A 26,238-nucleotide genomic window follows, 5' to 3' on the forward strand; every position below is an offset into this window, starting at 1 on the left:
AATAGCTTGAAACATAAAACATGAAACTAATTTTTACTTAATTCCTGTAATTTTTTTAATGCCTGATGTCCCTTTCCAGATAATAAACTTTCTTTTGCCAGTTCAAATCCTTCAATTAGAGAACATTTTGTGACAGTTGCAATCGCCATTGCAGCATTAGCACAAACAACGTTATTTTGTGCTTCGGTTCCTTTTCCTGAAATGATTTTCGTGAAAATTTCTGCCGATTCCGCAACAGTTTCTCCTCCTTTGATGTCACTTTGTTTGATTAATTGAACACCAAAATCTTCGGGATTTACCATACCTTCGGTACTATGTGTAATTATTTTGGTTGGCCCAGTCAAAGAGATTTCATCGTAGCCGTCCAAAGCGTGTACAATCGTAAAATTACTATCGGTATTTTGATAGAGATAAGCATACATTCTGGCCAATTCCAGATTGAAAACCCCTAGTAATTGATTTTTTGGAAATGAAGGGTTAATCAGTGGTCCGAGAATGTTAAAAATGGTTCTGACTGCCAACTCTTTACGAAGTGGACCTACATGTTTCATAGCAGGGTGAAACAGAGGAGCATGCAGAATACAAATACCAGCCTTATCTACGCATTTTTCGAGAAAACTTGGATCATTACTAAATTTAACTCCTAAAGCTTCCATAACATTACTGGAACCTGTAATAGAAGAAACCCCGTAATTGCCATGTTTTGTGACTTTTATTCCGGCTCCGGCTGTTACAAATGATGCCAAAGTCGAAATGTTAAAAGTGTCTTTTCCATCTCCTCCGGTACCTACCAAATCGATAGTGTTATAATCGGATAAATCAATACGGATGCACAATTCAGAAAGTGCTTCCCTGAAACCGATTAATTCATTAATTGTAATGCTCCGCATCATAAATACGGTCAAAAAAGCCGAAATCTGACTTGGATTGTACTGACCGCTTGAAATATTAATCAAGACATTTTTTGCTTCTTCTTTTGTAAGCACTTCATGATTGATTAATTTGTTTAATATAGTTTTCATTTATATAAGTCTTAAAGTCTAAAGGCAAAGACCTTAAAGTCTTTGATTTTTACTATTTATTTTTAGAATTGATTACTTGCGTTTGTTTTAAAATACTAAGTTTTATGCTGTGTTTGAATTTATGACTTTCGACTTTAAAACTTTTGGCTGATTTCTAATCCTTAATCCAGTTCTCTAAAATTCTTTTTCCGTTTGGTGTTAATACACTTTCAGGATGAAATTGTACTCCGCGTACATCGTATGTTTTATGGCGTAGTGACATTACCTGACCGTGCTCTTCAAATGAAGTGGCTTCTAAAACCTCCGGAAGATCTGCGTCAACAACCCACGAATGGTATCTTCCTACTTCAAATTCGTCTTCCAGTCCTTCAAATAAGGATTCGTCTGAAACTGCTTTTTTTACGTTGGTAGCAACTCCGTGATATACTTTGTCCAGGTTTGAAAGCGTTCCTCCAAAAACTTCTCCAATTGCCTGCTGTCCTAAGCAAACGCCTAAAATGCTTTTTGTTGGGGCATATTTACGAATTACATCTTTTAGTAAACCTGCTTCATCTGGAATTCCGGGCCCTGGTGAAAGTAATATTTTGTCGAAAGAAGCAATTTCATCGATATCAAATTCATCGTTTCTGTAAACGGTTACTTCGCAGTTTAAATCTTCCAGATAGTGTACTAAGTTGTAAGTGAAACTATCGTAATTGTCTATAACTAAAATCTTTTTCATTGTGTTTATTTTTTTTGTTTCAGGTTTCAAGTTTCAGGTTTTCAAATTACAGTTAACCTGAAACTTGAAACAAAGAAAACTTGAAACTGTTTTTAAACTATATTTTTTCAGCCATTTCCAAAGCCGTATTCAATGCTCTTAATTTGTTGTAAACTTCCTGCATTTCACTTTCTTCATCAGAACTTGCTACAATTCCGGCTCCGGCCTGATAATGTAATTGATGATTTTTTGAAAGGAAAGTACGAATCATAATCGCATGGTTGAAATTGCCTTCAAAATCCATAAAGCCAATAGCTCCTCCGTAGAAATTACGGTTTGTTTTTTCATAATCTTCAATCAATTGCATTGCTCTGTGTTTTGGAGCACCACTTAAAGTTCCTGCGGGAAATGTGTCGGCAACTACCTGCATGGTTGTTGCTTTATCGTGTAAATGTCCGGAAACTTTTGAAACCAGGTGAATCACGTGCGAGAAAAACTGAACTTCTCTGTATCTTTCAACGTTCACATCATGACCATTTCGGCTTAGATCGTTTCTCGCCAGATCGACCAGCATTACGTGCTCACTGTTTTCTTTTTTATCCTCGGATAATTTTTTTGCCAGTTCGGCATCTTTTTCATCATTACCAGTTCTTCTGAAAGTTCCGGCAATTGGATGAATTTCGGCTTTTCTGTTTTTTACAATAATTTGTGCTTCAGGTGAAGATCCAAATATTTTGAAATCGCCATAATCAAAAAAGAATAAATAAGGAGAAGGGTTTATGCTTCTTAAAGCACGGTAAACATTGAATTCATCGCCTTTGAAGCCTTGTGTAAAACGTCGAGAAAGAACCAATTGGAAAACATCTCCACGGAAACAGTGTTTTTTAGCCAAAGCTACATTGTGTTTGAATTCTTCGTCTGTAAGGTTAGAGAAACCTTCGCCTTCTTTAGTGAATTTATATGAAGCAATATTTCGGGATTGTAATAATTGTTCGATTTCTGAAATATTGTTTCTTCCATCAACACTGTGGCAAAATATATACGCTTCGTTTTTGAAGTGATTGATGGCAATAATGTTTTGATAAACCGCATAAAAAACATCCGGGATTAAGGTTGCCGAATCTTTTTTGGCAATTTCTACCTTTTCGAAATAACGGACAGCATCGTAAGAAATATAGCCAAACAAACCATTATTGATGAATTTGAAATCGTTTTTCTCTGATTTGAACTGACCTGAAAATTCCTGAATTACTTCCGGAATATTTGTTGAAGCATCTATCGAAATTTGCTCTGATGATCCGTCAGGAAAAGTTTTGGTAATAGTTTCGTTTTCAATTTTAATCGTTGCAATCGGGTTGCAGCAGATGTACGAGAAACTATTGTCATTTCCGTGATAGTCACTACTTTCCAGTAATAAACTATTTGGGAATTTATCCCTGATTTTAAAATAAATACTAACCGGCGTAATAGTATCTGCCAGAATTTGTTTGTAGTGTGTGTTGAGTATAAAAGGTTTCAATGTATTTTGTTTTTTAATTTTTAATATTTTCTGTTAGTTTAATTGCGACCAAAAAAAAAGGCCTGTCGTGATGACAAGCCTTTTATATTTTATAGTTTACAATACCATAGGAAGCTTTGTTCACGACGTCTGACGTAAATTCTTCCACCACCAAGTATTGTTCATTGTAATTTTCATAATCTTATTTTGATAAGGCAAATATATAAATGTAATTTGAATTAGAATGCATTCAAAGCAAAAAAAAACTTTTCTTAATTTATAAATTTGTTACATATGTAAAAAGTACATTAGATTTTTATTGTTTATTTTCCGCTTGCGACTGCATTGTTTGATTTTATTCTAAAGTCCGTATTCCCTTTAATATTAGGTGTTACGAATAATTCTTCACTTTTTATTTTGGTAGTTTCTATTCCAAATTCAGGGTTGCTGTACCAGTTTTTAATTCCGGGATCATTGCTTGCAGATTCGCTTATGATTCCGCCATTGCAATTGTTAGCGATTACGTTTTTTAATGTAATTTTTGATAAATTCTCATTTCCATTTCCGATGCTTCCATTTAAAAGTATGAAAGGCGTGAAGCCTGAAACGACACTATTGGTTAAGTTGAAAAATGTATTTTCTCCAATATGAGCAGATTCACGAACCAGTCCCTGATTATTTTCTTCCAGATTTACAAGAGTGATGTTGCTGGCATTTATTCGGGTCATTTTTTTAGTCACGTCTGTATTTTCAATTTTGTCGTATGAATCTACTTCAAAACATCTTGAACCTGAAATATCCGATGAAAAAGGATGGCGGATAGCAATACTGTTGCTGATATTTATTTGGGCTCCCTGAGTAAAATCAAAATCATCGTCTGTAGTTCGGTATGAAATCAGGTTATTCATATTCAGATCGCCACCATAACATTCAAAAGAATCATCATTAGAAAAACTTATCTGAATATTACTTAAAACTGTTTTTCTTCCAACTCCCGCAAGTGAAAGTCCGTTAAGCTCTTTCAAAGCACTTAATTTTCTTCCTGAATATTCAATGCGTACATATTTCAGGATTCCTGAATTATCTTCTCCATCCTGACCGCCATAATGATTTAATATTGGATCCAAGTTGAAAGGCAATGTGCTTATACCGCCCAGTTTATTGATAGGAGCTTTTCCCAGAATAATGATTCCGCCCCAATCGCCAGGCTTTCTTTCGGTAGTTTCTTTATTAGAAGTGAAAATTATGGGATCAGTTTCTAAACCTTCGGCCATAATTTTTGAGCCGTTTGTAATTACTAATGTGCCACAAGTTTTGTCATCACCTCTGATAACAGTTCCGGGTTCGATTGTAAGGATCGCATTATTGGTTACATAAACAATACCAACCAATTGATAGGTATTGGATTTGGTTAGCTTCGTGTCTTTATCAATTGTTCCTGCAATTATATTTGTGGCTTCGTTATATTCTATCGCTGCTGGTTTAAAGTTAGTCCAGTTATTCATCCAGTTGGATGTTCCTGTTATTCCTTTTTGTTGTGCCTGAAGAGTAAAAGTGCTGATAAATGTTATAATGAGAATGAGTAATTTAGTTTTCATAACTATAATTTTTGATTTCTAGTTTTTGATTTTTATTGTTTTTTAACGAAGTCAAAATTAAAAGCCGAATGTTAATCAAAACATTTCCTCATGTTATCATAATGTTAGAACAATATTAAGAAGGTTACTATTGTGTTTTTTATCAGAATTTTTAAACCATTTGTCGATGATTAAGTAAAAAAAGAGCCCCCCAACAATTTAAATTGTTGGGGGGCTGAATCTCAAATTAGTAAGTCTGAAATATTAGAATTTTAAAGTTACAGCCAATTCAAAATCGTCATTGATTGTTTTGTCTCCTAAGTTTTGGAAGAAGTTACCAGAGTTGTATTTGATATCGTATTTAGTTCTGTCAACTTTAAATTCAGTTGTTGCAGTATTTCCTTTTACAGCAATGTCAAAAGTTACAGGTTTAGTGATTCCTTTGATAGTTAAGTCAGCAGTTACAGTATAAACATCAGCTGATTTTGCTCCAATTGTTTTGAAAACTAATTTTGAAGTTGGGTATTTGTCAGTTCCAAAGAAATCGTCAGCTTTTAAGTGACCATTTAATTTTCCTTGGTATTCTCCTGTCAAATCAGTTGCAGTTAATGAAGTCATATCAACTGTAAAACTTCCTCCAGTTAATTTTTTTCCTTTGAAAACTAAAGCTCCTTCTTTGAAGTTTACAGTTCCGGAGTGTTCTCCAGTTACTTTTTTACCAACCCATTTGATAGTTGAAGCTTTTACATCGATTTTTTTAGTTTGTGCGTTTACTGAAACACCAGCCACTGCTACGAATAATGCTATTGCAATTGTTTTTAAATTTTTCATGTTGTAAAATTGATTTTGATTGTTATTAAATAATTAAAGTGTGATAAATAATTCTTCCTGAGATTTTCTAACTTTTTTATAATGCTGAGCCTCGTCCTCATCATGTCTGTATCCAATAGTGGCAACAACTGCAGCATTTAAGCCTAATTTGTCTAAACCTAAAATTTCATTGAAGGCTGCAGGGTTAAAACCTTCCATTGGCGTAGTATCAATTTTTAATTCGGCCGCTGCGCTTAATAATGTTCCTAAAGCAATGTAAGTTTGTTTAGCTGTCCAGACGTTTTTTGCATCGTTTGATAAGCCAGAAATCTGCCCTTTTATCATACCGCTAAAACCTTCTAAGGCTTCAACAGGAACACCTCTTGTTTCGCTGATGTTTTTCATGTACTGATCAACTGAATTTGCATCAAGAGCTACATCATTTGCAAAAATGAACAGGTGAGAAGCATCTGTGATTTGAGTTTGTCCCCAGGCTTCTGCTTTTAATTTTTCTCTTAATTCAGGGTTTTCTACAATAACCACTTTAAATGGCTGTAATCCGTATGAAGAAGCGCTTAATCTTACAGCTTCTTTTAATGTATTTAAATCTGATTCTGAGATTTTTTTGGCTGCATCAAATTTTTTCGTTGCGTATCTCCAGTTTAAATTGTCTAATAATGTACTCATGATGTTAATTTTCTTGGGTTCTGTATTTTTCTAATAATTGATTTAATAATTCTAATTCTTCTGGGCTTATATTGGAAGCAAATCTGCGCTCATGTGCATCTACTTTTGGGTCTAATTCTTTTAAAACATCAAGTCCTTTTTGGGTGATTAAAACTTCAATCTTTCTTCTGTTTTCCGGACAGACATTCCGGGTTACATATTCCTTTAATAATAGTTTATCCACTAATCGGGTTGTGTTACTTGTTTTGGCAAGCATGCGCTCCTGTATGACACACATATTGGCAGGGTTTCCTTTTTGTCCTCTTAATATGCGTAGTACATTATATTGTTCTCCAGACAGATCATACGGTTTTATCAACTCGTTGAAATGATCCTGAATCACATTTTGTGTATACATGATATTCAGAATAGCTTTTTTCGCATTATCCAGCTTAACAGTACTTTTTATAACCTCTTCAATTGTCATAGTTGTAAGTGTATAATTTGTATATACAAATGTATATATTTTAATAGTTGTATATACAAATGTCTGTGTTAATTTTTCGTTAATAATTAAAAAGGATAATTAATGCTATAACTCTATATAAGTAGTACAAATCTAATAAGGCTTTTTAAATTCAAAATATTCATTAAATGTAATTAATAAAAGTCTTATATTCAGTTTGTAATGCTGTTTTTTATGTAACTGAATTGTAGTTTTTTTGTGCTATTTGGATAAAATATATCCTTTGGATATCTTTTTAAAATCTGAAATTTCTTTTGTAATCCACGCTTCATTGTGGTTAAGTTCTTTTGCTATCAATCTTGCTGTTTTTTCAGAAGACTCAATTGCAGCTCTGGCGTCTATGAATAATAAGCGAACGCGTCTGGCCAAAACATCATCAACAGTTCTTGCCATTTCATAACGAACAGCCCAAGCTACTTCTGCCATTGTAAATTCGTGATCGGGATGCAGTTTTTCGTTTAGTTCTGGTTCAGTTTTTTGTAATTCACTTATTTTAGGAATATCTGAGCCATAAATGTAAAGGTGATTTTCCCGATCAGCAGTAGTGGTGAGTTTGTTTCCATGAATAGTAAGATGTTCAGTAACACAATCTTTTTTAGGTAACTTTCCTGTTTTGATAGCTTTGTCAATAATCTCTTCAGCCATTTTTCTATAAGTAGTCCATTTTCCTCCAGTAATCGTGATTAAACCTGTTTTAGAAACCAGTATTTTATGGCTTCTTGAAACTTCTTTGGTGATTTTACCCTCTTCTTTAGGAGCAGCCAGCGGACGTAAACCAGCAAAAACAGATAAGACATCGGCTCTTGTTGGTTTTTTTGCTAAAAAACGTTGTGCTGTTTCCAAAACAAACTCAATTTCGCTTTCCAGTGCAACAGGTTCTAAACTGTGACTTTTGATTAGAGTGTCAGTAGTCCCTACGACAATACGGTTATGCCAGGGAACAGCAAATAAAACCCTCCCGTCTTTTGTCTTTGGAATCATGAGTGCGTGATCGCCGGGCAAAAAAGATTTGTCAAATACTAAATGGATTCCCTGACTGGGAACAATGTATTTTTTATACACTTTATCGTTGAGCTTCATTATGGCATTCGTAAAAACGCCTGTGGCATTTATGATTGCCGATCCGTTTAGATCGTATTTTGTTCCCGTTTCCTGATCTATTGCCTGTACACCAATAATAGTTTCTGTATCATCTTTTATTAGATTAATAACCTTTATATAATTGATAACACAGGCACCTTTTTCTACAGCAGTCTGTGCAAGATTGATAGCCAAACGCGAATCATCGAATTGTCCGTCATGATAGACGGTGCCGTTTACCAATCCCTTTTCCTGTACATTCGGAAGCATTTCGATGGTTTTTTCTTTTGAAATATATTTTGAAGTGCCTAAACTTAGGCTTCCGGCTAATAAATCATAAATTTTTAATCCGATCGTATAGAAATAGCCGCTCCAGCGATTGTAATTCGGAATTACAAATGATTGATTTTTGACTAAATGTCCTGCGTTTTGAGCCAGTAACCCTCTTTCCTTTAATGCTTCGCGTACGAGATGCACATTGCCTTGGGCTAAATAACGAACTCCTCCATGTACGAGTTTTGTACTTCTGCTCGAAGTTCCTTTTGCAAAATCAACGGCTTCCAGTAAGATTGTTTTGTAACCACGACTTGCAGCATCGAGCGCAGTTCCAAGACCGCTTGCTCCTCCGCCAATTATGATTATGTCCCATTTTTCGGTATTTTGTAATTGAGAGAACTGTTCGGAACGAATCATATTTTATTTTACTTTTTGGAAAATGTTGTTGAAAGCAAACTTAGCAAAAGGAAATTAAAAATTGATGAAGAAACGGATTTGGTTTTTATTTGTTTCAAGTTTCAAGTTGACTTTTGAACATATTTAACCTCAAAGAGCGTAATGTTTTTTAAATAGAAAGCTCATGAAAAACGCAAAGTTCACAAGCTTTGTGAAAAAACTCTGTGAAAAAACTCTGTGAACTTTGCGTATATCTTAGCGTTCGATTAAACTTTATTCAAAGCATATCAACCTGAAGACTGAAACGACTTGTAACCTGAAATAAATTTTTAATGAGGAAGTTTGTTTTTTACCAATCCGTAGACCCAGGTTCCGGCAATCGCACTTACTAAAGTTACAACGATAACTGTAGCACCAGTACCAATTTGAGCGAACAAAGGTCCTGGACAAGCTCCGGTAATCGCCCAACCGAAACCGAATAACAAACCTCCGTAGATTTGTCCTTTGTTGAAAGTTTTTGGCTGGATTTCAATTTTTTCTCCCTGAAGAGTTTTGATATTGAATTTTTTTATCAATTGAACCGATAGTAATCCAACAGCAACGGCACTTCCAATCACACCGTACATATGAAACGATTCAAGATTGAACATTTCCTGAATACGGAACCAGCTGATGATTTCGGCTTTTACGAATATGATTCCGAAAAAGATACCGACGATTAAATATTTTAGGTTTCCGAATACGGATTCATTTTGCTGACTTGCGTTGATTCCTTCGCTGTCTGTATTTTTATTTTCTAAACTCATTTTTTTTAATTTTAAAGTGAAAGAATATAAGGCAAAATCAAAAGGGACATTATAAAACCACCAATCATAAAACAGATTGTAGCGACTAATGACGGCCATTGCAGGTTTGATAATCCCATAATTGCATGTCCGCTTGTACAGCCTCCAGCATAACGGGTTCCGAAGCCTACTAAAAATCCGCCCACAACAATCATGATAAACCCTCGAAGTGTGAATAAACTTTCCCACGAAAATAATTGTGACGGAACTAAACCGGTGTGATCTGTGATTCCGTAATGGGCTAATTTTGCTGACAATTCGGGAGTGATTACAACAGCGTTTGGATTTGACAGGAAATAAGCAGCAATAACACCACCAAAAAATATTCCTAGAACGAAAAATAAATTCCAGCTTTCTTTTTTCCAGTTGTATTTAAAAAAGGAAATATTAGCAGGAATACATGCAGCACAAATATGGCGCAATGAGGAACTGATTCCGAAAGATTTATTTCCGATAATTAATAATACAGGTACCGTTAATCCGACTAACGGACCGGCAACGTACCAAGGCCATGGTTCTTTAATGATTTCTAATATGCTCATTTTTAAAATGTTTTGAACCATATAAGTGATATAAGTAAATATAAGTAAGCTTTAATTGAGTTAACTAATATAACTTATATGGTGGGAATTTATGTTCAATATTTATGATTTTAGAGTTTTGCTTTGACAAACGAAATCTGTTTTTGGAACATTTGTTTTGGATATTGCTCCAAATCCACCCTCAATTTCAGTAAAATTTCTAAATCCTCGAGCCTGTAAAATAGATGCGGCAATCATGCTGCGATAACCACCAGCACAATGCAGATAAAAATGTTCTTTAGGGTCGATATCTTTTACCCAGTCATTAATATAAGCCAAAGGTTTGCTGTAGGCTTCTTCAATATGTTCAGCTTCGTATTCGGTTTCTTTTCGAACATCGATTATTTTGTCTTTTTGAATGTCAGCTTCGTTTGCAAATTGCTCTGCTGTGATTCGTTTTACAGAATCTGTTTCATAACCGGCTTTTTCCCACGCTTCAAAACCTCCTTTCAAATGTCCGATGATTGTATCAAAACCTACACGGCTTAAACGGGTTACGGTTTCTTCTTCCATACCAGCTTCGGTAACCAGAATAATCGGCTGTTTTACATTGGCAATTAGAGTTCCAACCCATGGAGCAAAATCACCATTGATTCCGATGTTGATCGATTGCGGAATATAGCCTCTACTAAAATCTACTGCATTTCTTGTATCTAAAATTAATGCTCCGGTCTCTTCTGTTACAGCTTCAAAATCTTCGGCTTTGATTTCTTTCATTCCATTGTACAAAACCGTTTCGAAGCTTTCGTACCCTTTTTTGTTCATGGCCACATTCATACTGAAATAGGCTGGGGGAGGCAGCAAGCCATCTGTGACCTCTTTGATGAATTCGGCTTCGGTCATATTTTCCCGCAAAGCATAATTGGTTGCTTTTTGATTTCCGATGGTCGAAACCGTTTCTTTACTCATGTTTTTTCCGCAGGCACTTCCTGCCCCGTGTGCAGGATAAACAATAATATCATCAGCCAGAGTCATAATTTTTTCTCTTAGCGAATGAAATAAAATCCCGGCTAATTCATCCTGAGTCATTCCGGCAGCTTTTTGAGCAAGGTCAGGGCGTCCGACATCACCTATAAATAAAGTATCCCCGGAAAAAATAGCGTAATCTTTTCCATTTTCATCAATAAGTAAATAAGTCGTACTTTCCATTGTATGGCCTGGAGTATGCAAAGCTTTGATAGTGATATTTCCAATTTTAAAATCCTGTCCGTCTTTAGCAACAATACATTCAAATTCAGGTTTGGCATTTGGTCCGTACACGATTGGAGCCTGGGTTTCTTTGCTTAAATCAAGATGACCAGAAACGAAATCGGCGTGGAAATGCGTTTCAAAAATATATTTCAGTTTAACGCTGTCTCGTTCCAGACGATCCAGATAAGGCTGGATTTCTCTAAGCGGATCGATAATGGCGGCTTCACCGTTTGAAGTAATATAATAAGCACCTTGTGCGAGGCATCCGGTATAAATTTGTTCGATTTTCATGATTCTCTTAGTAAATAATTGGATGACAAAGGTAAGTTTGTTTTGGGCTAAAGTAAGTGACTAATGTTACAGAAATCTGGTTTTGTAGAAAAAACTTTAAATAATTTCACGATATAAGTGATACAAGTTCATTTTAGATTTTTCGTAAAATTATATTTACTCATATGGTTTAAAAATTTACAAATAAACTAGTTTTACAGGACAGAAATTCCGGTTTTAATGGGTAAATTTGTGGAACTTCATAAACAAATTACCTTATGGAAGAAATGCTCTTTTATGACCGAATGCAATTTGCCTTCACCATTACTTTTCACTATCTTTTTCCACAGCTTACAATGGGTCTTTCGCTCATTATTGTGTACTTCAAATGGAAATATCTCAAAACCAACAACGAACAATACAATCACGCCACCCATTTTTGGATGAAAATCTTCGCTCTCAATTTTGCAATGGGCGTTGTAACGGGAATTCCAATGGAGTTTCAGTTTGGTACCAACTGGGCCAAGTTTTCTGAATTGACCGGAGGAATTATTGGTCAGACACTGGCCATGGAGGGAATGTTTTCTTTCTTTCTCGAATCTTCTTTTCTGGGATTATTTTTATTTGGAGAAAAACTTCTCGGGCATAAATGGCATTTTGTAACCGGGTTATTAATTATGATTGGTTCCTGGGCCAGTGGCTATTTAATTATTGCCACGCATTCCTGGATGCAGAATCCGGTAGGCTATGAAATTTTAGAAAATGGAAAATTTGTACTGACGAATTTCAAAGCGTTGTTCTTAAATCCCTGGCTGTGGCCTTCTTACCTGCACAATCAGGCGGCTTCTTTGGTAACGAGTTCGTTTGTGGTTGCCGGAATTGGTGCTTTTTATATTTTAAGCAGAAAAAATGTTTTTTTTGGAAAATTGTTTTTAAAAACCGGAGTCATTTTTGGATTAATTTCAAGTATCATCGTTGCAGTTCCAACAGGAGATTTACTGGCTAAAAACGTGGTGAAGTACCAGCCTGTAACTTTTGCCGCTATGGAGGGGATTTTTCATACCGAAAAGAAAGGTTCTGAAATTGTTTTAATTGGTCAGCCGGATGTGAAAGACAAAAAACTCGATAATAAAATAGCCGTTCCGAATATTTTGAGTTTCCTGACGTATGGAAACTGGAATCAGGAAATTAAAGGACTAGATCAGTTTGAAGAAGACCTCCACCCAACCAATATTTCAGGATTATATTATGCGTATCATATTATGGTAGGATTGGGAACGGTATTTATCAGCTTGATGGTCCTTTCACTCTTCCAGTTAATCAGAGGGAAATTGTTTGAAACTAAATGGCTTTTATGGTCACTGCTGTTTATGATGCCGTTTCCGTATATCGCGAATACCACAGGCTGGTACACTGCCGAATTAGGAAGACAGCCTTGGCTGGTTTATAATTTAATTCGAACAGCATCGGGCGCTTCGCCTACGGTTTCATCCGGAAATACCTTGTTTACCTTATTGGGTTTTATTGGATTGTATCTTTTACTTGGGATGCTGTTTTTGCTTTTGATTGGAAAAATTATCAATAAAGGGCCGCATGATGTGGAACTTTCAACAGAAAAAATATAAGTATGGAATTTTTTTGGTATGTAGTTTTAATGGGAATTCTGGCTGTCTATCTGGTATTGGACGGCTACGATTTTGGAGCAGGAATTATTCATTTGTTTTTTGCCGATACGGAAAGAGATAAAAAAGTCATTACAAACTCTATTGGTCCTTTTTGGGATGCTAATGAAGTCTGGCTGATTGCCGCCGGAGGGGTTTTGTTTTTTGCTTTTCCTACTTTATACGCTTCCTCTTTTAGCGGATTTTACCTGCCTTTGATTATGATTTTGTGGCTTTTGATTTTCCGTGCCATCGGATTGGAAATGCGTGGACAGGTACATCATCACATGTGGGAAGCAATTTGGGACAAAGCTTTCGGAATAGCGAGTTTGCTTTTGGCACTTTTCTTCGGAATTGCCTTAGGGAATATCGTTCGCGGGGTCAATCTCGGAATGGTTCAAAACGGAGTTTCAACTCAGGAAGCCCATTATTTCTTTCTGCCTTTATGGAATCCGACTTTTAGTCCACAGGCGAATGAATTAGGGATTATTGACTGGTTTACATTGTTTTTGGGAATTGTGAGTGTTGTCGCTTTGACCATTCACGGGGCAAACTGGATTATTTACAAAACCAATTCATCTTTGAATCCCAAGCTTAAAAATGTGGTTTTTAAACTGAACATTGTTTTATTGATTTTGGTTTTTATTTCACTGCAGGTTTGGCATTTTATAGAACCTAAGCCATTTCATAATTTTATAGAAAATCCGGTTTTATGGTTTTTTCCGATACTAACCTTTGTTGGCATTTTGGGATTGTTCAAAGTGCGTACATTTCAAAAAGATGGTTACGGATTTCTTTTCTCAACTTTGTTTTTAGTGGGCGGATTTGCCTCAACAGCGGTTTCCATTTTTCCGAATGTTTTGCCTTCAACGAATAAAGTAAACCCTTCATTAACGATTTACAATACAGCAGCAGGGGAATACGGTTTAAACGCCGGTTTAAGCTGGTTTTTTGTGGCTTTGTTTCTGGTTATTGTGTATTTTATTATTCAGTATCGTGTGTTTAGCGGGAAGATGGATGATGTTGGGTATGGGGAGCATTAAACTATTTTAGTATTCTACTCAAAAAATGAGCATAGTTATATAGAATACGATTGAAGAGTTCAAAATGTGACTGGATCAAATAGGAGAAATATTAATCACAAAAAAAAATTATGGGTTTATGTGCATTTAGTTTTTTTCAATAAAATTATATTGTTATTTATTTAAAAAATATTATTCATTAAAAAGCAAACCAAAAAAAGCGCAAGAAGAAATACATCTCCTTGCGCTTTTTAGTCTTTTAGTAATTGGCTTTTATAAGAATAACTATAAACCTTTTTTAATCAACTTTGTTGTTCCTTGATTAGTTTTCAGGAAATAAACCCCATTATTGTACCCAGACAAATCTACTTGTGAAGTTTCTGAAGTAGCTTTTTGAGATTTTACTTTTCTACCTGAAACATCATATACTTCCAATAAGGTGTTTTCTTGGGTTTGTATGTTAAAAACTCCTGAGGATGGATTTGGGTAAACTAGAAAATCATTCGAACTTAGAAAGTCATCAGTTCCAAGACTGGCGCAGGTTACTCCAGAGGTGATAGGAGAGCCGTTTAACCAATTTGATTGGATTCCATAAAGATTAAAGTTATTCAAAAAACCATTAGAACCTCCAGTAACTGAGTTGGTCAACGTACTAGTAGCGGCATTATTCGCTTGGTCATATCCTTGATTGAATTTATAGTAGGCTAGTAAGCCATTTTCACTTCCAAGTAATTCGCAGTCTTTAGACGCATTAATTTGCGTAGCTGTTCTGGCAACATTCCAAATGCGCACTTCATCTAGTTCGCCTTCAAAAAAATCAAAAGGATCTGAATTATTATAGCTTCTTGCTCCAATCAATAAATTATCTGAGGTAATATTAATATTTACCGTACTCGTTGCGCCTAAAACGCCATCCACATAAATTTCAAGGTTGTTTGTAGGATTTGCATTTTTTACTACGGCTATATGATGCCAGTTGCTATTGATATGAATGGAAGATGAAACAGTACTATTTAGATCGTTCACATTATCATAAGTGTAGAAATTTACATTTCCATCATGTACACGTAATTTAGTATGACTGGTATCATTGGTGTTTTTACCCCAGCAGATAATAGTACCAGTATTATAATCATTTTTTACCCAAGCCTCGATGGTAAATTCGTTTGGTTTTTCAAAATGAGTTAATGAAATGTAATCATTAATACCATCAAAATTTAAATGAGTAGCAGGAGTAGTTGTAGTGGCTACTTGTACCGCCACGCGATTACTAGTTGAGGCTTCGGTGATGCGTTTTATGGCATTATCATTATAATCTGCTACTACAATTTTACCATCGGCTTGTATGGCAACATCATATGGAGAATTAAATCCAGATCCTAACGTTTCAAAACCTGTACCATCAGCATTCATACGTTTTACAGCACTCATAAAATCGGCGACCACAATTTTACCATCCGCTTGTACCGCAACGCCGTTTGAGGCACTAAATCCTGACCGTACTGTTTCTAAATTGCTCCCATCGGCATTCATACGTTTAATAGCATCGTAATTTACCACTAAAATTTTACCATCCGCCTGTACGCCAACTCCAGTTGGTAGGTTAGGTAGATCAAAACTAGGCCCCAATGTTTCAATACCGGAACCATCGGCATTCATACGCTTTATAGCACCACCAAAATAATCGGATACCAGAATTTTACCGTCAGCTTGTACCGCAACTGCAAGTGCGGAAAAAAAATCTGAAGCTACTGTTTCTATATTAGTTCCATCAGCATTCATACGCTTAACACCATAAGCAGAATCCGCTACCAGAATTTTACCATCGGCTTGTATGGCAACATCATATGGAGAATTAAATCCGCCAGACCCTAAGGTTTCAATACCTGTTCCATCAGCATTCATACGTTTTACTGCAAGATTACCACTATCTACCACTAAAATTTTGCCATCGGCTTGTACCGCAACTCCTGTTGGTAGATTAAAGCCAGATCCTAAAGTGTTTACAGTAGCAGGTATAACTTGTTCTACATAATAAGTCCCAGAAGTAATAGCATCCGAACTTGCTAAAGGAGTACCGCCAGACGGAGTTGTAAACCATTGTGCTGTTGCGCCTGTTTGTGTATTAGCAACTAAATTGGCAACAGTACTGGCTGGAGGAACAATTTGTGTAGCATTAGAAATTCTGTTTACGGGTATGGCTAATCGATTGGTACTTTCTAGACCTGTTACAGTTTGTGTCGCATAATACATTAATTTATCAAATAACGGATAATCGTTGGATAGTAAGTAATTTCCTGGAGGTTCATAATACCACTTGATGTTGTTTCCAGTAATTTGAAGATCGGCTAGTGTTTTGTCGTCGCCTGCAAAAATTTGTGTAGCATAATTTGTTGTGGGAGCAGCTGGAATCATTGGTGTACAAGCTGTACCAACCGTATTAGAAAAACTACCTGTAATAGTACCATTTTGGCTGCCGTTATTTCCAGCAATATCAGGAACGGTATTTCCAGAAATGTTTTCAAAGGTGTAATAAATATCTAAACCAGCTTCATTTCCGGTTAAACAGGTACTTCTGTTATTTTGTATTTCTGAAAAAGCTCTGGCTACAGACCAGATGCGAACGTTGTCAAATTTAGCATTGGCGTTCGTAACGCCATCCATACGGTCTCCTATTCTAATATTTCCCGTGCTTGATAATGGAACATCTATAATGGAAAGTGCTGCTAGGTTGCCGTTTATCTGTACGCTCAAATATCCATTATCTACCACTATGGCAATATGATACCATTGCCCTGCATTTAAAGTAGTTAAATTAGTCGTTTCAGATTTTGAACCATTGCCTAAAGCCAGTTTAGCTTCACCCAGATTATTTACATAGAAATCAAAGGGTTGAGGGATGCCAGCATTATTGGTTGAGGAAACCCCGCCATTATAATCCTGTAAGGAATTCATATAAAAATCAAATTCGACAGTAAAAGCACTATTATTTAAGGAATAGGTATTAGGAATGCTTACATAATTAGCCGTGCCATCAAGATTGATTGCATTATTTTGTGCTTGTAATGCAGTGGTTATTCCAAAAAGCAATATAAAGAGAATAACGTAATTTTTTTTCATATGTTTTTTATAAAATGTTTATAATTAGGAAATTATTCTTTAATTATCTTATAACTTTTATTGTTTCCAGTAGCATCGGTTACTTTTACTAAATAGACCCCATTAGGATAGTTAGTGAGGTTTATTTTTTCTGAATTCAGTACATTATTTCTAAATAAAATCATTTTACCCATCACATCAAAAACCTGAATAGTAACCTCTTCTTTGACTTCAATATTCAAGATCGTATGGGTTGGATTGGGGTAAATAGTAATGTGGTCTTCTAATTTTTGACTAACGGTTGCTAGTGTAGTGCAATCGGAAGTAGTAATCGTCAAATTATTTGTCCATCCTGTGCAAGGAGGTAAAGGTGTGTCATTAGAATTAATACCAATAATATTATCATTAATACCATTAAATTCTGCAGGGCCACATTCTTCACTAAGATACATAACACAATAGGCAGAACGCATTTTCCATTGATTGTTTTCCCAAACTATTTCAGAAAAAGGTGATGCAGCACCAGAACATGTTGCCTGAGTTATGTTCGTAGCGCAATAATAATTATCTGTTTTATAATGAGGTTTCCCATTTACTTGATCTACATAATAAAAAATAGCATTAAAGCCACCTGAAACATATATCGGTGCTTGTAAAGGAGTTATAGAACACCCGCTACCTGTTACATAGGAATAGGAATTATACACATAAAACAGATTATAATTAAGGCTATTGGTTGCCAAGTTTTCAATTTGGTTACCATTAAACCCATCGAAATTAAAATAACTAACCAGTCCAGGTTCATTTCTTGCTACACAAGAAGCATAATTGTTCGCAATTTCTGATGCAGTTCGTGCAGTAGACCATATTCGGAAATTATCATATTTCGCATTCCCTACATTTGTCCAAGAATAGGAACTATTAGCGCCAAGATTTAATCGGTTTTGATTATAAAAACCTTCTAAAGTCGTAGTAAAATTATAATCTACCATAGGTATTCCGTTTACATAAACTTTTACATTTTTGGCAGCATCATTGGTTACTACCAAAGCAATATGATACCATTGTTGTACATTAAACGTAGGCATTCTAGGAATCACTTCTTCTGAGTAGCCATTTCCTAATGATAGGATAGAAGCTCCTGTATCATTAACATAAAAATGTATAGGTTTAGCATAAAGACCACTATCTGCCAAAGAACTAATTCGAGCATTGAAATTTGTTAACGCGTTTAAATAAAAATCATACTCGATGGTAAAAGAACTTTCATTTAAGTAATAATCAGAATAGTTTATGTTGTTTACATTATAACAACTAAAATAACTATCATTACTCATTTGTAATGCATTGTTTTGTGCGTTTGTGATACCAAAAAGTAAAGACAGTAAAAGTGTAGAGAAGTATTTTTGTTTCATATAAATGTGGTATTTAATACCCAAAAATATAACAAAAAAGCACCCTAAGATTTAACTTGGGACGAAATGCAGAGCTTTGTGGACGAATTTAAAGGTTTAAAACTAAATCTCTGGAAACAGGAATTTCATACTCTTCAATTTTTACAAACGAACTGGATTTTATGGAAATTTTATCTTTATTTACAATATATGAGCGATGAACTTTGTAAAAAGTGGAAGCATCTAATTCTTTATGAAAATTATCTAAAGTAGTTCGAATGGTATGGGTTTTAGAAGTGGTTATAATATCGATATAATTTTTATCACTTTTAATAAATAAAATAGCATCTAATAAAATCTTTACATCCTTATAACCATCTTTAACAGTGATTGATTTTGGTTTGAATTGTTCTCTTGCTAGTTCGATAGCGGCAATTAAATCGATTTTTTTTATAGGTTTTGTTAAATAGGCAACAGGCTGAATTTTTATTGCTTTTTTTAAGGTTTCCATTTCCGTTTGACCCGTGATGAAAATGACTTTTTTATTAGTTAGGTTCATTTTTGCCCATTCAATTCCGGTATCGTGACCTTCTACATTGATGTCTAATAAAATAATTTCGGGTAAAAACTGATGTAAAGTAATTGTAGCATCATTTAAATTGAAAGCCAATTCAATAGACGCATAACCGCAATCTGTTAAAATATTTTTTATATGATTTGCAATTAAAACTTGGTCTTCTACAATTACTATTTTTGGCATAAAGGCTATAAATTAAAATATAAATGAAACCCTTTGGCTGTTTCTATTGTTGGGTTGACTTTTAATTGCAGACAAAGTTGTAGGACTAATTTAGGACTAAGTTTTTTATCTATAGAATTTACTCCGTTGTCTTTATAATCAAAAGAAACCACATCATTCTCTTTGTTAATTTCTAAACTCATTCGTTTTTCATGATTTTTTTCAAAGGCATGTTTTACTGAATTTATAATTAATTCGGTAACTAGTAAACCAATATACATAGCATTATCAGAATGAATTTGAATAGAATCGATCTCAAAAGTGATCTCAAATTCTTTATCTTCTTCTAGACTTGTAAAATTATTTTTTACTTCCAAAAGATATTCCTTTAAGTCAATTTCATTGTTGGTTTTTGTTTGATACAAATGTCTATGTAAAGAAGCAATGGTTTCTACTTTCGATAAGAGCTTGATAAAATCATTTCTATTTTCTTCACTATGCTTTTTTCGGAGTGTATCAGCTATAAGTAATGAAATTAGCTGTAAATTATTATTGACCCGATGATTGGTTTCGCTAATTAAAAATTCGTTTTGTTTGGAATAACTTTCTAACTGCTGGTTTATAATTCTTACTTTTTTTAAATGATAAATTAAGAACAGAAACCCAGTCACAAAAAAAGTCACAATAATCAGTAATAAAATTTGACTTTTTTTTACTTCATTTATCGTTTGGTTTGATATAGGCTGTTTTTTGTTTAGGAATGTTTTTTCAATTTGTATAACGTTACTACCCTGGTTTTGTTGTAAAAAAATCTTTGTTTGAAAAGAAAAAACAAGCGACGTATTTAAAAAAACGACTATATAAAAAATAAACAAAATAGATTTTAGAAACATTTTAATGTTCATTCCATTTATTTTTTTGATTTCAGGAAAAGATACTCCTTAAAGATAAAGATTTGAAAAATAATATAGAAAATAATATTAAAAATCCATATATCTATAAAAGGATCTTCACATAAAACTAATTCTAAATTGCCTACAGAAAAAATCGTGACACTACACGCAAAATATAGAATTAAACCAATTGAAAAGTTGAAATAACGATGCTCAGTAGATAAATTGGAAAAGATATAATAAAGCGCATAAAGTATTAAAATTATAGAGATGGAAATAATTTCATAATTATTAAAGTTCCAAAATGAATTTGGATCTTTTATATACATCGACGCTAAAATTACTGTTTGTGTGATTAAAACTGTCCATATAAGGTTTTTCAAAATCGTATTTGAAATTAATTTTTTGAAAAGTATGGATAAAAATAATAGTTGGAAATAAAAATAAAAATGCGATACAAAAAAGTTTTGTCCAAAGTATAAAAATCCTATCAAATGGCATAGTATTTCTACAATACAAAGAGAAAATAGATACCATAAAAATGTCTTTTCAGTTTTTTTGCGAACTCGTTTATTTTTAAAAAATAGAAAGGTATTGATTATTAGAAAAAACAAACCTAATAAACTTGAAGAGAATGCAATTATATCTTTCATGAAGTTTTTGTATGTGTTATGGATACCTTAGAAGCAAAAGTAGTAATTTATTTTTTATACTTGAATTTAGTCAATTTGTAATCACTATAAAATGGTCTTCTCTTATTTTTCAAAACCTAATGTGATGAAATAGATAGGTATGTGCTTGTTATTCAGGTTGTTTTTCCTCGTATTTAAAACTACTCCATACTAAATTTCCCTAGTTTGTAATGGGATTTTAGCGGATAGTCCAGCCTTACGAAATGTATGATGATATTCTTTATTTTTAGCAAATAGGAATAAAACCCAAGACAATTTGACTTATTTTTCTTAAGTATTTAATTATAACTATGAGTTATGTTTTATAATTTGGTTTGTAGGAAAAAAAAGAGGATAATGCGTAATATTGCACACCTAAGATTTTTCCGGAAGTTGTCTTAAGAAAGATGTTTTATTCAAACTTTTATTTCTTATTTTATTATGTTCATAACGATTTTTAGCGACACAATTAAATTTAAATACAAATCAAAAAACTGGCAGTATAAATTTGATGAAATTAAAGAACTTGGACTGGTAAGAAAAAAGAAAGAATATTTTCTTGAAAGCATTGCTTTTATTGCCGTAACAGCCGCAGCATATTGTTGTATGATTTTTACTGATATGATGGATTTATACTGTATTATCGCCACAGTTGTATGTTACGCTTGTATTATAATCGCAAGATTTCATAATGCTTCAGAATTTATATATTTTGTTTATGTAAAAGATATTTATCAAAAAGAAACAAGAATTAAAATTGAATCAAATGATCGTTTTCTGATAGGCAGGCAGATAGATCAATATCTGTATTTTCAGTTTGAAAGAAGTATAAAAAATACTGCTTAAATAATGAAAAAAAGAAAATGTATGTATTTGGAATTTCGCAGTAGAATCTGTTTTTCATGATGTATGGTTATTTTATCACTATCAGAAAAAAATAATGAAATAAAGCAGCGGAAAGAACTTTACAAAATAAATTAATATAAATAGAAAAGCTTTTAAGCAGGACATAAGTTGAGTCTGGGTGTTATAAACAAAAATTTGGGGAAATTTGATATAACCCCAGATAAAATGTGTCCTGTTATTAGCCCAAAATCTTTTTGGGCTAAAAGCTTTTTTATGAAGAATTAAAACAAAACTTCTTTAGTAATAATATAAATTCCCATAACAAGTACAAACCAGCCAAAAAGAGGCTTCAGTTTTGTTCCGTCTATTTTTTTAGAAAGCTGGCTTCCTATTAACATTCCTGTTAATGCCACAGCAGAAATACGTAGTAAAAGAGGGTAATCTATTGGCGTCCCGATGTATAAGTCTCCTCCAAAACCTATTACAGAATTGATTGTGATAATTAATAACGAAGTTCCTACAGCCTGTTTCATTGGTAATTTAGCGAAAAAAAGCAGAGCCGGTATGATTAAGAATCCGCCTCCGGCACCCAGAAATCCGGTTACGATTCCAACTACAAAACCTATTACACTTAATTGAATATAATTAGTTTTGATTGCTTTTATTTCGGGCTGATCTTTCCGAATCATCGAAATCGCTGCTGTGATCATCAAAATAGAAAACACAATCATAATCAGGAAATCTTTTGAAACCGAATAGGAAGCAACTGAAAATAAGGTAGCGGCAATATGAGGAAAAATAACTTCGCGGATAATAAGGATGGATATCACAGACGGAATCGCAAAATACAAAGCTGATTTAAGTTTCAGGTTTCCCATTTTGTAATGACTGTAACTTCCTGACATAGCGGTTATTCCCACAATGAATAAGGAGTATGAAGTGGCCTGTTCCGGATTTACCTTAAATAAATATACTAAAATTGGTATTGTGAGTATAGAACCGCCGCCGCCTATTAAGCCAAGCGAGATTCCGATAATTATTGAAGCAAAATAACCTGCGTATTCCATTGCAATTGTTTTGATGCAAAGGTGGTTTGGAATTTAGAAACTCACAGTAACATTTATCACAGAAGGTATAGCAAACACGAATTTTACAAAATTTTAATATTTTTTTAGTGGATCATACACAGTATCCGGATGCTTTGAAATTCCCGGTTCTGTCAAAGCTTACAAAATCGTTTGTGTTATTTTATGGAATTATTGTTTAGTAATTCAATTTGGTTGCGGTTTAGTTTGACAAGACCACGCTGCTCCATTTTTTTGAGTAATCTCGAAATGACTTCTCTGGAGGTATTTAATTCGGATGCAATTTCCTGATGTGATAATTTGACTTCAGAACAGCCACAAGCGTCAGAATGGCGTTTTAAATAGAATTCCAGGCGTTCATCCATAGAGCGGAAAGCGATGTTATCCACTACTTCTAAGACTTCTTCAAAACGGCTTCGGTAGGTTTCGATAACAAACTCGTACCATGATCTGTGTTCCATCATCCATTTGTCCATCATTTGCAGCGGAATCATCATCACTGAAACATCTTCTACAACCTTAGCCATAATCTTGCTTTTCTCGCTTTTTGCAGTACAAATCATCGAAATAGCACAGGCTTGTCCTGGTTGTAAATAGTACATTAAAAACTCGCCGCCATCTTCGCCTTCACGATAGATTTTGATTTTTCCTTTGGTAATTAAAACCGTGTTTCTAATATATTGTCCTGTTCGCATTAGGATAGTGCCAGCTTTAAAATACTGAAGATTGCCGTTTTCTTCAATAGTTCCAATGAGTTCGTTGGAGAAATTAGGGAACACTTTTTTTAATGAATTTTCCATTTGAGTAATGAATTTGTGACATTAGTAGATTTCTAATGGTACGCTTTTGCGTGCTATAACCTAAGTTTGCTGATTATTTTATCAAAAGGTTAATAAAATATATTTTTTTGTAAAGATAGGAGTTTGAAATGGGATTAAATGTCAGAAAACTATTTTTAAGATGAGAATTATTAAAATGAAAATATCCTATTTTCTATAGGTATTACAGTATGTTTTTTTGAAAATAGTGAGTAAATTTGTAAAACACTAAGTATAATATTTATTCTAAAACGTTTTCTGTGAATAATAATAGAAATCGTATTTTGTACGTATTTTATTTAGTAAAAACATTTAATTTTACAAAAAACACAATGCTATGAATTTATCACAAGAAGATTGGGTTGAGCAATTAAAGTCTGATGAAAATGCAGTTATACTTGATGTAAGAACTGAAGACGAATTTAACGACGGCTACATTGAAAATGCTGTTAATATTGACATTAATAAAGGTCAGGCTTTTATTTATGAGATAGAAGAGCTTGATAAAAACAAAAATTATTATGTGTATTGTCGTTCCGGGGCGAGAAGTGCTAAGGCATGTCAGATTATGAATGAGTTGGGGTTTGAGAACGCCTATAATCTGCTTGGTGGAATCCTGGATTGGGAAGGTGATACCGTAAATCCATAAAAGTGAAAGAGGCGGTAAAGCCTCTTTTTTCATTTAAAAATAAATAAATAACCAAACTAAAATTACCAGATTATGAGTTTTATACCCGAAGAATATCAAATTAAAGATCTTCTGAATCAGGATACTTATCTTGTTAATGGAGAATTGAAAAAGTGGATAGGCCAGACAACACCTGTTTTTTCGACTATTTCTTCTACAGAAAAATATGCGCCGACATTATTGGGTTCTATTCCGTTCATGGCAGAAAAAGAAGCTGCTGAGGTAGTTGAAGCTGCAACTGCTGCTTATGATAAAGGACAAGGTTTATGGCCAACGATGAAAGTGATTGACCGTATCAAATGCATGGAGAATTTCGTTAGGCAAATGAAAGAAACCCGTGAAGAGGTGGTAAAGCTTTTGATGTGGGAAATCGGAAAAAACCTTGGCGATTCGCAAAAAGAATTTGACAGAACAGTAGAATATATTCAGGATACTATTGACAGTTATAAAGAATTAAACGGACGTAGTTCTAAATTCTCAAAAGTTCAGGGAGTAAACGCAATGATCCGCCGTGGACCTCTTGGAGTGGTTTTGTGCCTTGGACCATACAACTATCCTCTTAACGAAACGTTCTCGTTATTGATTCCTGCACTGATTATGGGGAATGCCGTGATTTTTAAACCGGCAAAATACGGAGTTTTATGTATTTCTCCATTATTAGAAGCTTTTAGAAGCAGCTTCCCAAAGGGAGTTATCAATATCGTTTACGGACGAGGTCGTGAAGTGGCTTCTCCAATCATGAAATCAGGAAAAATTGATGTTTTGGCATTGATTGGAAACAGTAAATCAGCTATCGCTTTACAGGATCAGCATCCAAATAAAAACAGACTGCGTTTGATTTTAGGTCTGGAAGCTAAAAACCCTGCTATTATCTTACCGGATGCCGATTTAGATTTGGCAATTCAGGAGTGTATTACAGGTTCGTTATCTTTTAACGGTCAGCGTTGTACAGCTTTGAAGGTTTTATATGTTCATGAGTCTATTGCTCAAGAATTTAACAGACGTTTTTCTGAAAAAGTAGATGCTTTAGTATTTGGGAATCCATGGGAAAAAGGAGCTTCTTTGACTCCGCTTCCAGAGGAAGATAAACCAGCTTACATTCAGGGGTTAATCGACGATGCAAAAAGTAAAGGCGCAAAAATACTAAATGAAAAAGGAGGAAAGCACTCAGAGAATTATATTTTCCCTGCTGTTCTATATCCTGTCAACAAAGAAATGAGAGTGTATCATGAAGAGCAATTTGGACCAGTTGTGCCAATTATCTCTTTCAAAGATATTAACGAACCGCTTGACGATATGGCCGAATCAAACTACGGACAACAGGTAAGTTTGTTTGGAAAAGATATTAAAACCTTGGCACCGCTTATCGATGCTTTGGTAAACTTAGTGTGCAGGGTGAATCTGAACAGTTCTTGCCAGAGAGGTCCTGATGCGTTCCCGTTTACTGGACGTAAAGATTCTGCAGTAGGAACTTTGAGTATTCCGGATGCATTGCGTTCATTCTCAATCCGTACTTTCGTAGCTTCAAAAGATATAGCTTATAACAATGAAATCCTTCAAGAGTTATTAAACAGTAAAGAATCTAATTTCATCAATACAGATTATATTTTATAATTTTAAGGTTATATATTAATTTTCAAAACCGTCTTTTTCTTTTAGAATCAGGCGGTTTTTCTATTTGATATGTTTTGAAATTGACTCGTCTTTTTTCATTCATTAAAACTTAAAAAGTGTGTATTGTTTAGGGAAAGTGTGTAATAAATACACATAAAAAAAAGGTTTGTTTTCTTAAATAGCTTAATATCAACTGTAAATTCAAATGGCATAAGCCTTGCTTATTCAGGATTGTAGCAATTCTCTCAGATAAAGAATTAAAAATAAATG

Annotated in this window: 22 protein-coding genes; 5 read left to right on the forward strand and 17 right to left on the reverse strand. The window is 34.1% G+C overall.

All coding sequences use genetic code 11. The features are described from left to right. Window positions 1–26 precede the first annotated feature (26 nt). The 11 genes from trpD to ACNC7R_RS06465 all read right to left on the reverse strand — a co-directional run bounded on the left by trpD (window position 27) and on the right by ACNC7R_RS06465 (window position 11,459). The gene (trpD, locus tag ACNC7R_RS06415) at window positions 27–1,022 is read right to left on the reverse strand and encodes an anthranilate phosphoribosyltransferase (protein ID WP_417940116.1); all 996 of its coding nucleotides are present in this window, start codon (window positions 1,020–1,022) and stop codon (window positions 27–29) included. A gap of 154 nt (window positions 1,023–1,176) precedes the next feature. Next, window positions 1,177–1,743 carry an anthranilate synthase component II gene (locus ACNC7R_RS06420; protein WP_417940117.1) on the reverse strand — a complete coding sequence of 189 codons (567 nt, stop codon included), beginning with the start codon at window positions 1,741–1,743 and terminating at the stop codon, window positions 1,177–1,179. A gap of 97 nt (window positions 1,744–1,840) precedes the next feature. Next, entirely contained in the window at window positions 1,841–3,241 is a 1,401-nt protein-coding gene (locus ACNC7R_RS06425) for an anthranilate synthase component I family protein (protein ID WP_417940118.1), read from the reverse strand. Between the two features lie 302 nt (window positions 3,242–3,543). Further along, entirely contained in the window at window positions 3,544–4,818 is a 1,275-nt protein-coding gene (locus tag ACNC7R_RS06430) for a hypothetical protein (protein ID WP_417940119.1), read from the reverse strand. A gap of 243 nt (window positions 4,819–5,061) precedes the next feature. Continuing rightward, window positions 5,062–5,628, reverse strand: coding sequence for a YceI family protein (locus tag ACNC7R_RS06435; protein WP_417940120.1), 567 nt, complete (start codon window positions 5,626–5,628; stop codon window positions 5,062–5,064). 33 nt (window positions 5,629–5,661) lie between these two features. Further along, on the reverse strand, window positions 5,662–6,294 hold the full coding sequence (locus tag ACNC7R_RS06440) for an NAD(P)H-dependent oxidoreductase (protein ID WP_417940121.1): 633 nt from the start codon (window positions 6,292–6,294) through the stop codon (window positions 5,662–5,664). A gap of 4 nt (window positions 6,295–6,298) precedes the next feature. Next, window positions 6,299–6,760, reverse strand: coding sequence for a MarR family winged helix-turn-helix transcriptional regulator (locus tag ACNC7R_RS06445; RefSeq protein ID WP_417940122.1), 462 nt, complete (start codon window positions 6,758–6,760; stop codon window positions 6,299–6,301). A gap of 240 nt (window positions 6,761–7,000) precedes the next feature. Beyond that, a complete protein-coding gene (locus ACNC7R_RS06450) occupies window positions 7,001–8,572 on the reverse strand; it encodes a glycerol-3-phosphate dehydrogenase/oxidase (RefSeq protein WP_417940123.1) in 1,572 nt (523 codons plus the stop codon). Window positions 8,573–8,880: 308 nt separating this feature from the next. Continuing rightward, a complete protein-coding gene (locus tag ACNC7R_RS06455) occupies window positions 8,881–9,357 on the reverse strand; it encodes a DUF6691 family protein (RefSeq protein WP_417940124.1) in 477 nt (158 codons plus the stop codon). Window positions 9,358–9,368: 11 nt separating this feature from the next. Further along, window positions 9,369–9,932: a YeeE/YedE family protein gene (locus ACNC7R_RS06460; protein WP_417943150.1), complete on the reverse strand. Its 564-nt coding sequence runs from the start codon at window positions 9,930–9,932 to the stop codon at window positions 9,369–9,371. A gap of 108 nt (window positions 9,933–10,040) precedes the next feature. Then, window positions 10,041–11,459: an MBL fold metallo-hydrolase gene (locus tag ACNC7R_RS06465; RefSeq protein WP_417940125.1), complete on the reverse strand. Its 1,419-nt coding sequence runs from the start codon at window positions 11,457–11,459 to the stop codon at window positions 10,041–10,043. Between the two features lie 257 nt (window positions 11,460–11,716). On the opposite strand from ACNC7R_RS06465, the gene ACNC7R_RS06470 reads away from it, so the two are divergent. Together ACNC7R_RS06470 and cydB are read left to right on the forward strand one after the other, a co-directional pair. Next, the gene (locus ACNC7R_RS06470; protein WP_417940126.1) at window positions 11,717–13,063 is read left to right on the forward strand and encodes a cytochrome ubiquinol oxidase subunit I; all 1,347 of its coding nucleotides are present in this window, start codon (window positions 11,717–11,719) and stop codon (window positions 13,061–13,063) included. Between the two features lie 2 nt (window positions 13,064–13,065). Beyond that, window positions 13,066–14,142 carry a cytochrome d ubiquinol oxidase subunit II gene (gene cydB / locus ACNC7R_RS06475; protein WP_417940127.1) on the forward strand — a complete coding sequence of 359 codons (1,077 nt, stop codon included), beginning with the start codon at window positions 13,066–13,068 and terminating at the stop codon, window positions 14,140–14,142. A gap of 264 nt (window positions 14,143–14,406) precedes the next feature. Here the strand turns inward: cydB and ACNC7R_RS06480 are convergent, their stop codons facing one another. The 4 genes from ACNC7R_RS06480 to ACNC7R_RS06495 all read right to left on the reverse strand — a co-directional run bounded on the left by ACNC7R_RS06480 (window position 14,407) and on the right by ACNC7R_RS06495 (window position 20,228). Then, a complete protein-coding gene (locus ACNC7R_RS06480; RefSeq protein ID WP_417940128.1) occupies window positions 14,407–17,241 on the reverse strand; it encodes a LamG-like jellyroll fold domain-containing protein in 2,835 nt (944 codons plus the stop codon). Window positions 17,242–17,273: 32 nt separating this feature from the next. After that, a complete protein-coding gene (locus ACNC7R_RS06485; protein WP_417940129.1) occupies window positions 17,274–18,635 on the reverse strand; it encodes a LamG-like jellyroll fold domain-containing protein in 1,362 nt (453 codons plus the stop codon). An 88-nt stretch (window positions 18,636–18,723) separates the two neighbouring features. Continuing rightward, on the reverse strand, window positions 18,724–19,374 hold the full coding sequence (locus ACNC7R_RS06490) for a LytR/AlgR family response regulator transcription factor (RefSeq protein ID WP_417940130.1): 651 nt from the start codon (window positions 19,372–19,374) through the stop codon (window positions 18,724–18,726). Between the two features lie 5 nt (window positions 19,375–19,379). Further along, on the reverse strand, window positions 19,380–20,228 hold the full coding sequence (locus ACNC7R_RS06495; RefSeq protein ID WP_417940131.1) for a sensor histidine kinase: 849 nt from the start codon (window positions 20,226–20,228) through the stop codon (window positions 19,380–19,382). A gap of 1,130 nt (window positions 20,229–21,358) precedes the next feature. Here ACNC7R_RS06495 and ACNC7R_RS06500 point away from each other — a divergent pair. Then, entirely contained in the window at window positions 21,359–21,763 is a 405-nt protein-coding gene (locus ACNC7R_RS06500) for a hypothetical protein (RefSeq protein WP_417940132.1), read from the forward strand. A gap of 281 nt (window positions 21,764–22,044) precedes the next feature. Here ACNC7R_RS06500 and ACNC7R_RS06505 read toward each other — a convergent pair whose 3' ends face one another. Both ACNC7R_RS06505 and ACNC7R_RS06510 read right to left on the reverse strand, forming a co-directional pair. Next, window positions 22,045–22,830, reverse strand: coding sequence for a sulfite exporter TauE/SafE family protein (locus ACNC7R_RS06505; RefSeq protein ID WP_417940133.1), 786 nt, complete (start codon window positions 22,828–22,830; stop codon window positions 22,045–22,047). 176 nt (window positions 22,831–23,006) lie between these two features. Further along, window positions 23,007–23,648, reverse strand: a complete 642-nt coding sequence (locus tag ACNC7R_RS06510) for a Crp/Fnr family transcriptional regulator (protein WP_417940134.1) — start codon at window positions 23,646–23,648, stop codon at window positions 23,007–23,009. Window positions 23,649–24,003: 355 nt separating this feature from the next. On the opposite strand from ACNC7R_RS06510, the gene ACNC7R_RS06515 reads away from it, so the two are divergent. Continuing rightward, on the forward strand, window positions 24,004–24,315 hold the full coding sequence (locus ACNC7R_RS06515) for a rhodanese-like domain-containing protein (protein ID WP_078226243.1): 312 nt from the start codon (window positions 24,004–24,006) through the stop codon (window positions 24,313–24,315). A 72-nt stretch (window positions 24,316–24,387) separates the two neighbouring features. After that, complete coding sequence (locus ACNC7R_RS06520) at window positions 24,388–25,968, forward strand: NADP-dependent glyceraldehyde-3-phosphate dehydrogenase (protein ID WP_417940135.1); 1,581 nt, start codon at window positions 24,388–24,390, stop codon at window positions 25,966–25,968. Window positions 25,969–26,238 lie beyond the last annotated feature (270 nt).

It is taken from the genome of Flavobacterium adiutor (assembly GCF_048282555.1).
Taxonomy (GTDB): Bacteria; Bacteroidota; Bacteroidia; order Flavobacteriales; family Flavobacteriaceae; genus Flavobacterium.

Bases quoted from the DNA above. Each gene is read 5' to 3' on its own strand.
- ACNC7R_RS06500 (WP_417940132.1), top strand. From the start codon at position 21,359: ATGTTCATAACGATTTTTAGCGACACAATTAAATTTAAATACAAATCA.
- ACNC7R_RS06465 (WP_417940125.1), bottom strand. From the start codon at position 11,459: ATGAAAATCGAACAAATTTATACCGGATGCCTCGCACAAGGTGCTTAT.
- ACNC7R_RS06485 (WP_417940129.1), bottom strand. From the start codon at position 18,635: ATGAAACAAAAATACTTCTCTACACTTTTACTGTCTTTACTTTTTGGT.
- ACNC7R_RS06510 (WP_417940134.1), bottom strand. From the start codon at position 23,648: ATGGAAAATTCATTAAAAAAAGTGTTCCCTAATTTCTCCAACGAACTC.
- ACNC7R_RS06515 (WP_078226243.1), top strand. From the start codon at position 24,004: ATGAATTTATCACAAGAAGATTGGGTTGAGCAATTAAAGTCTGATGAA.
- ACNC7R_RS06445 (WP_417940122.1), bottom strand. From the start codon at position 6,760: ATGACAATTGAAGAGGTTATAAAAAGTACTGTTAAGCTGGATAATGCG.
- ACNC7R_RS06455 (WP_417940124.1), bottom strand. From the start codon at position 9,357: ATGAGTTTAGAAAATAAAAATACAGACAGCGAAGGAATCAACGCAAGT.
- ACNC7R_RS06450 (WP_417940123.1), bottom strand. From the start codon at position 8,572: ATGATTCGTTCCGAACAGTTCTCTCAATTACAAAATACCGAAAAATGG.
- ACNC7R_RS06480 (WP_417940128.1), bottom strand. From the start codon at position 17,241: ATGAAAAAAAATTACGTTATTCTCTTTATATTGCTTTTTGGAATAACC.
- ACNC7R_RS06470 (WP_417940126.1), top strand. From the start codon at position 11,717: ATGGAAGAAATGCTCTTTTATGACCGAATGCAATTTGCCTTCACCATT.
- ACNC7R_RS06505 (WP_417940133.1), bottom strand. From the start codon at position 22,830: ATGGAATACGCAGGTTATTTTGCTTCAATAATTATCGGAATCTCGCTT.
- ACNC7R_RS06430 (WP_417940119.1), bottom strand. From the start codon at position 4,818: ATGAAAACTAAATTACTCATTCTCATTATAACATTTATCAGCACTTTT.
- ACNC7R_RS06435 (WP_417940120.1), bottom strand. From the start codon at position 5,628: ATGAAAAATTTAAAAACAATTGCAATAGCATTATTCGTAGCAGTGGCT.
- ACNC7R_RS06440 (WP_417940121.1), bottom strand. From the start codon at position 6,294: ATGAGTACATTATTAGACAATTTAAACTGGAGATACGCAACGAAAAAA.
- ACNC7R_RS06420 (WP_417940117.1), bottom strand. From the start codon at position 1,743: ATGAAAAAGATTTTAGTTATAGACAATTACGATAGTTTCACTTACAAC.
- ACNC7R_RS06490 (WP_417940130.1), bottom strand. From the start codon at position 19,374: ATGCCAAAAATAGTAATTGTAGAAGACCAAGTTTTAATTGCAAATCAT.
- trpD (WP_417940116.1), bottom strand. From the start codon at position 1,022: ATGAAAACTATATTAAACAAATTAATCAATCATGAAGTGCTTACAAAA.
- ACNC7R_RS06520 (WP_417940135.1), top strand. From the start codon at position 24,388: ATGAGTTTTATACCCGAAGAATATCAAATTAAAGATCTTCTGAATCAG.
- cydB (WP_417940127.1), top strand. From the start codon at position 13,066: ATGGAATTTTTTTGGTATGTAGTTTTAATGGGAATTCTGGCTGTCTAT.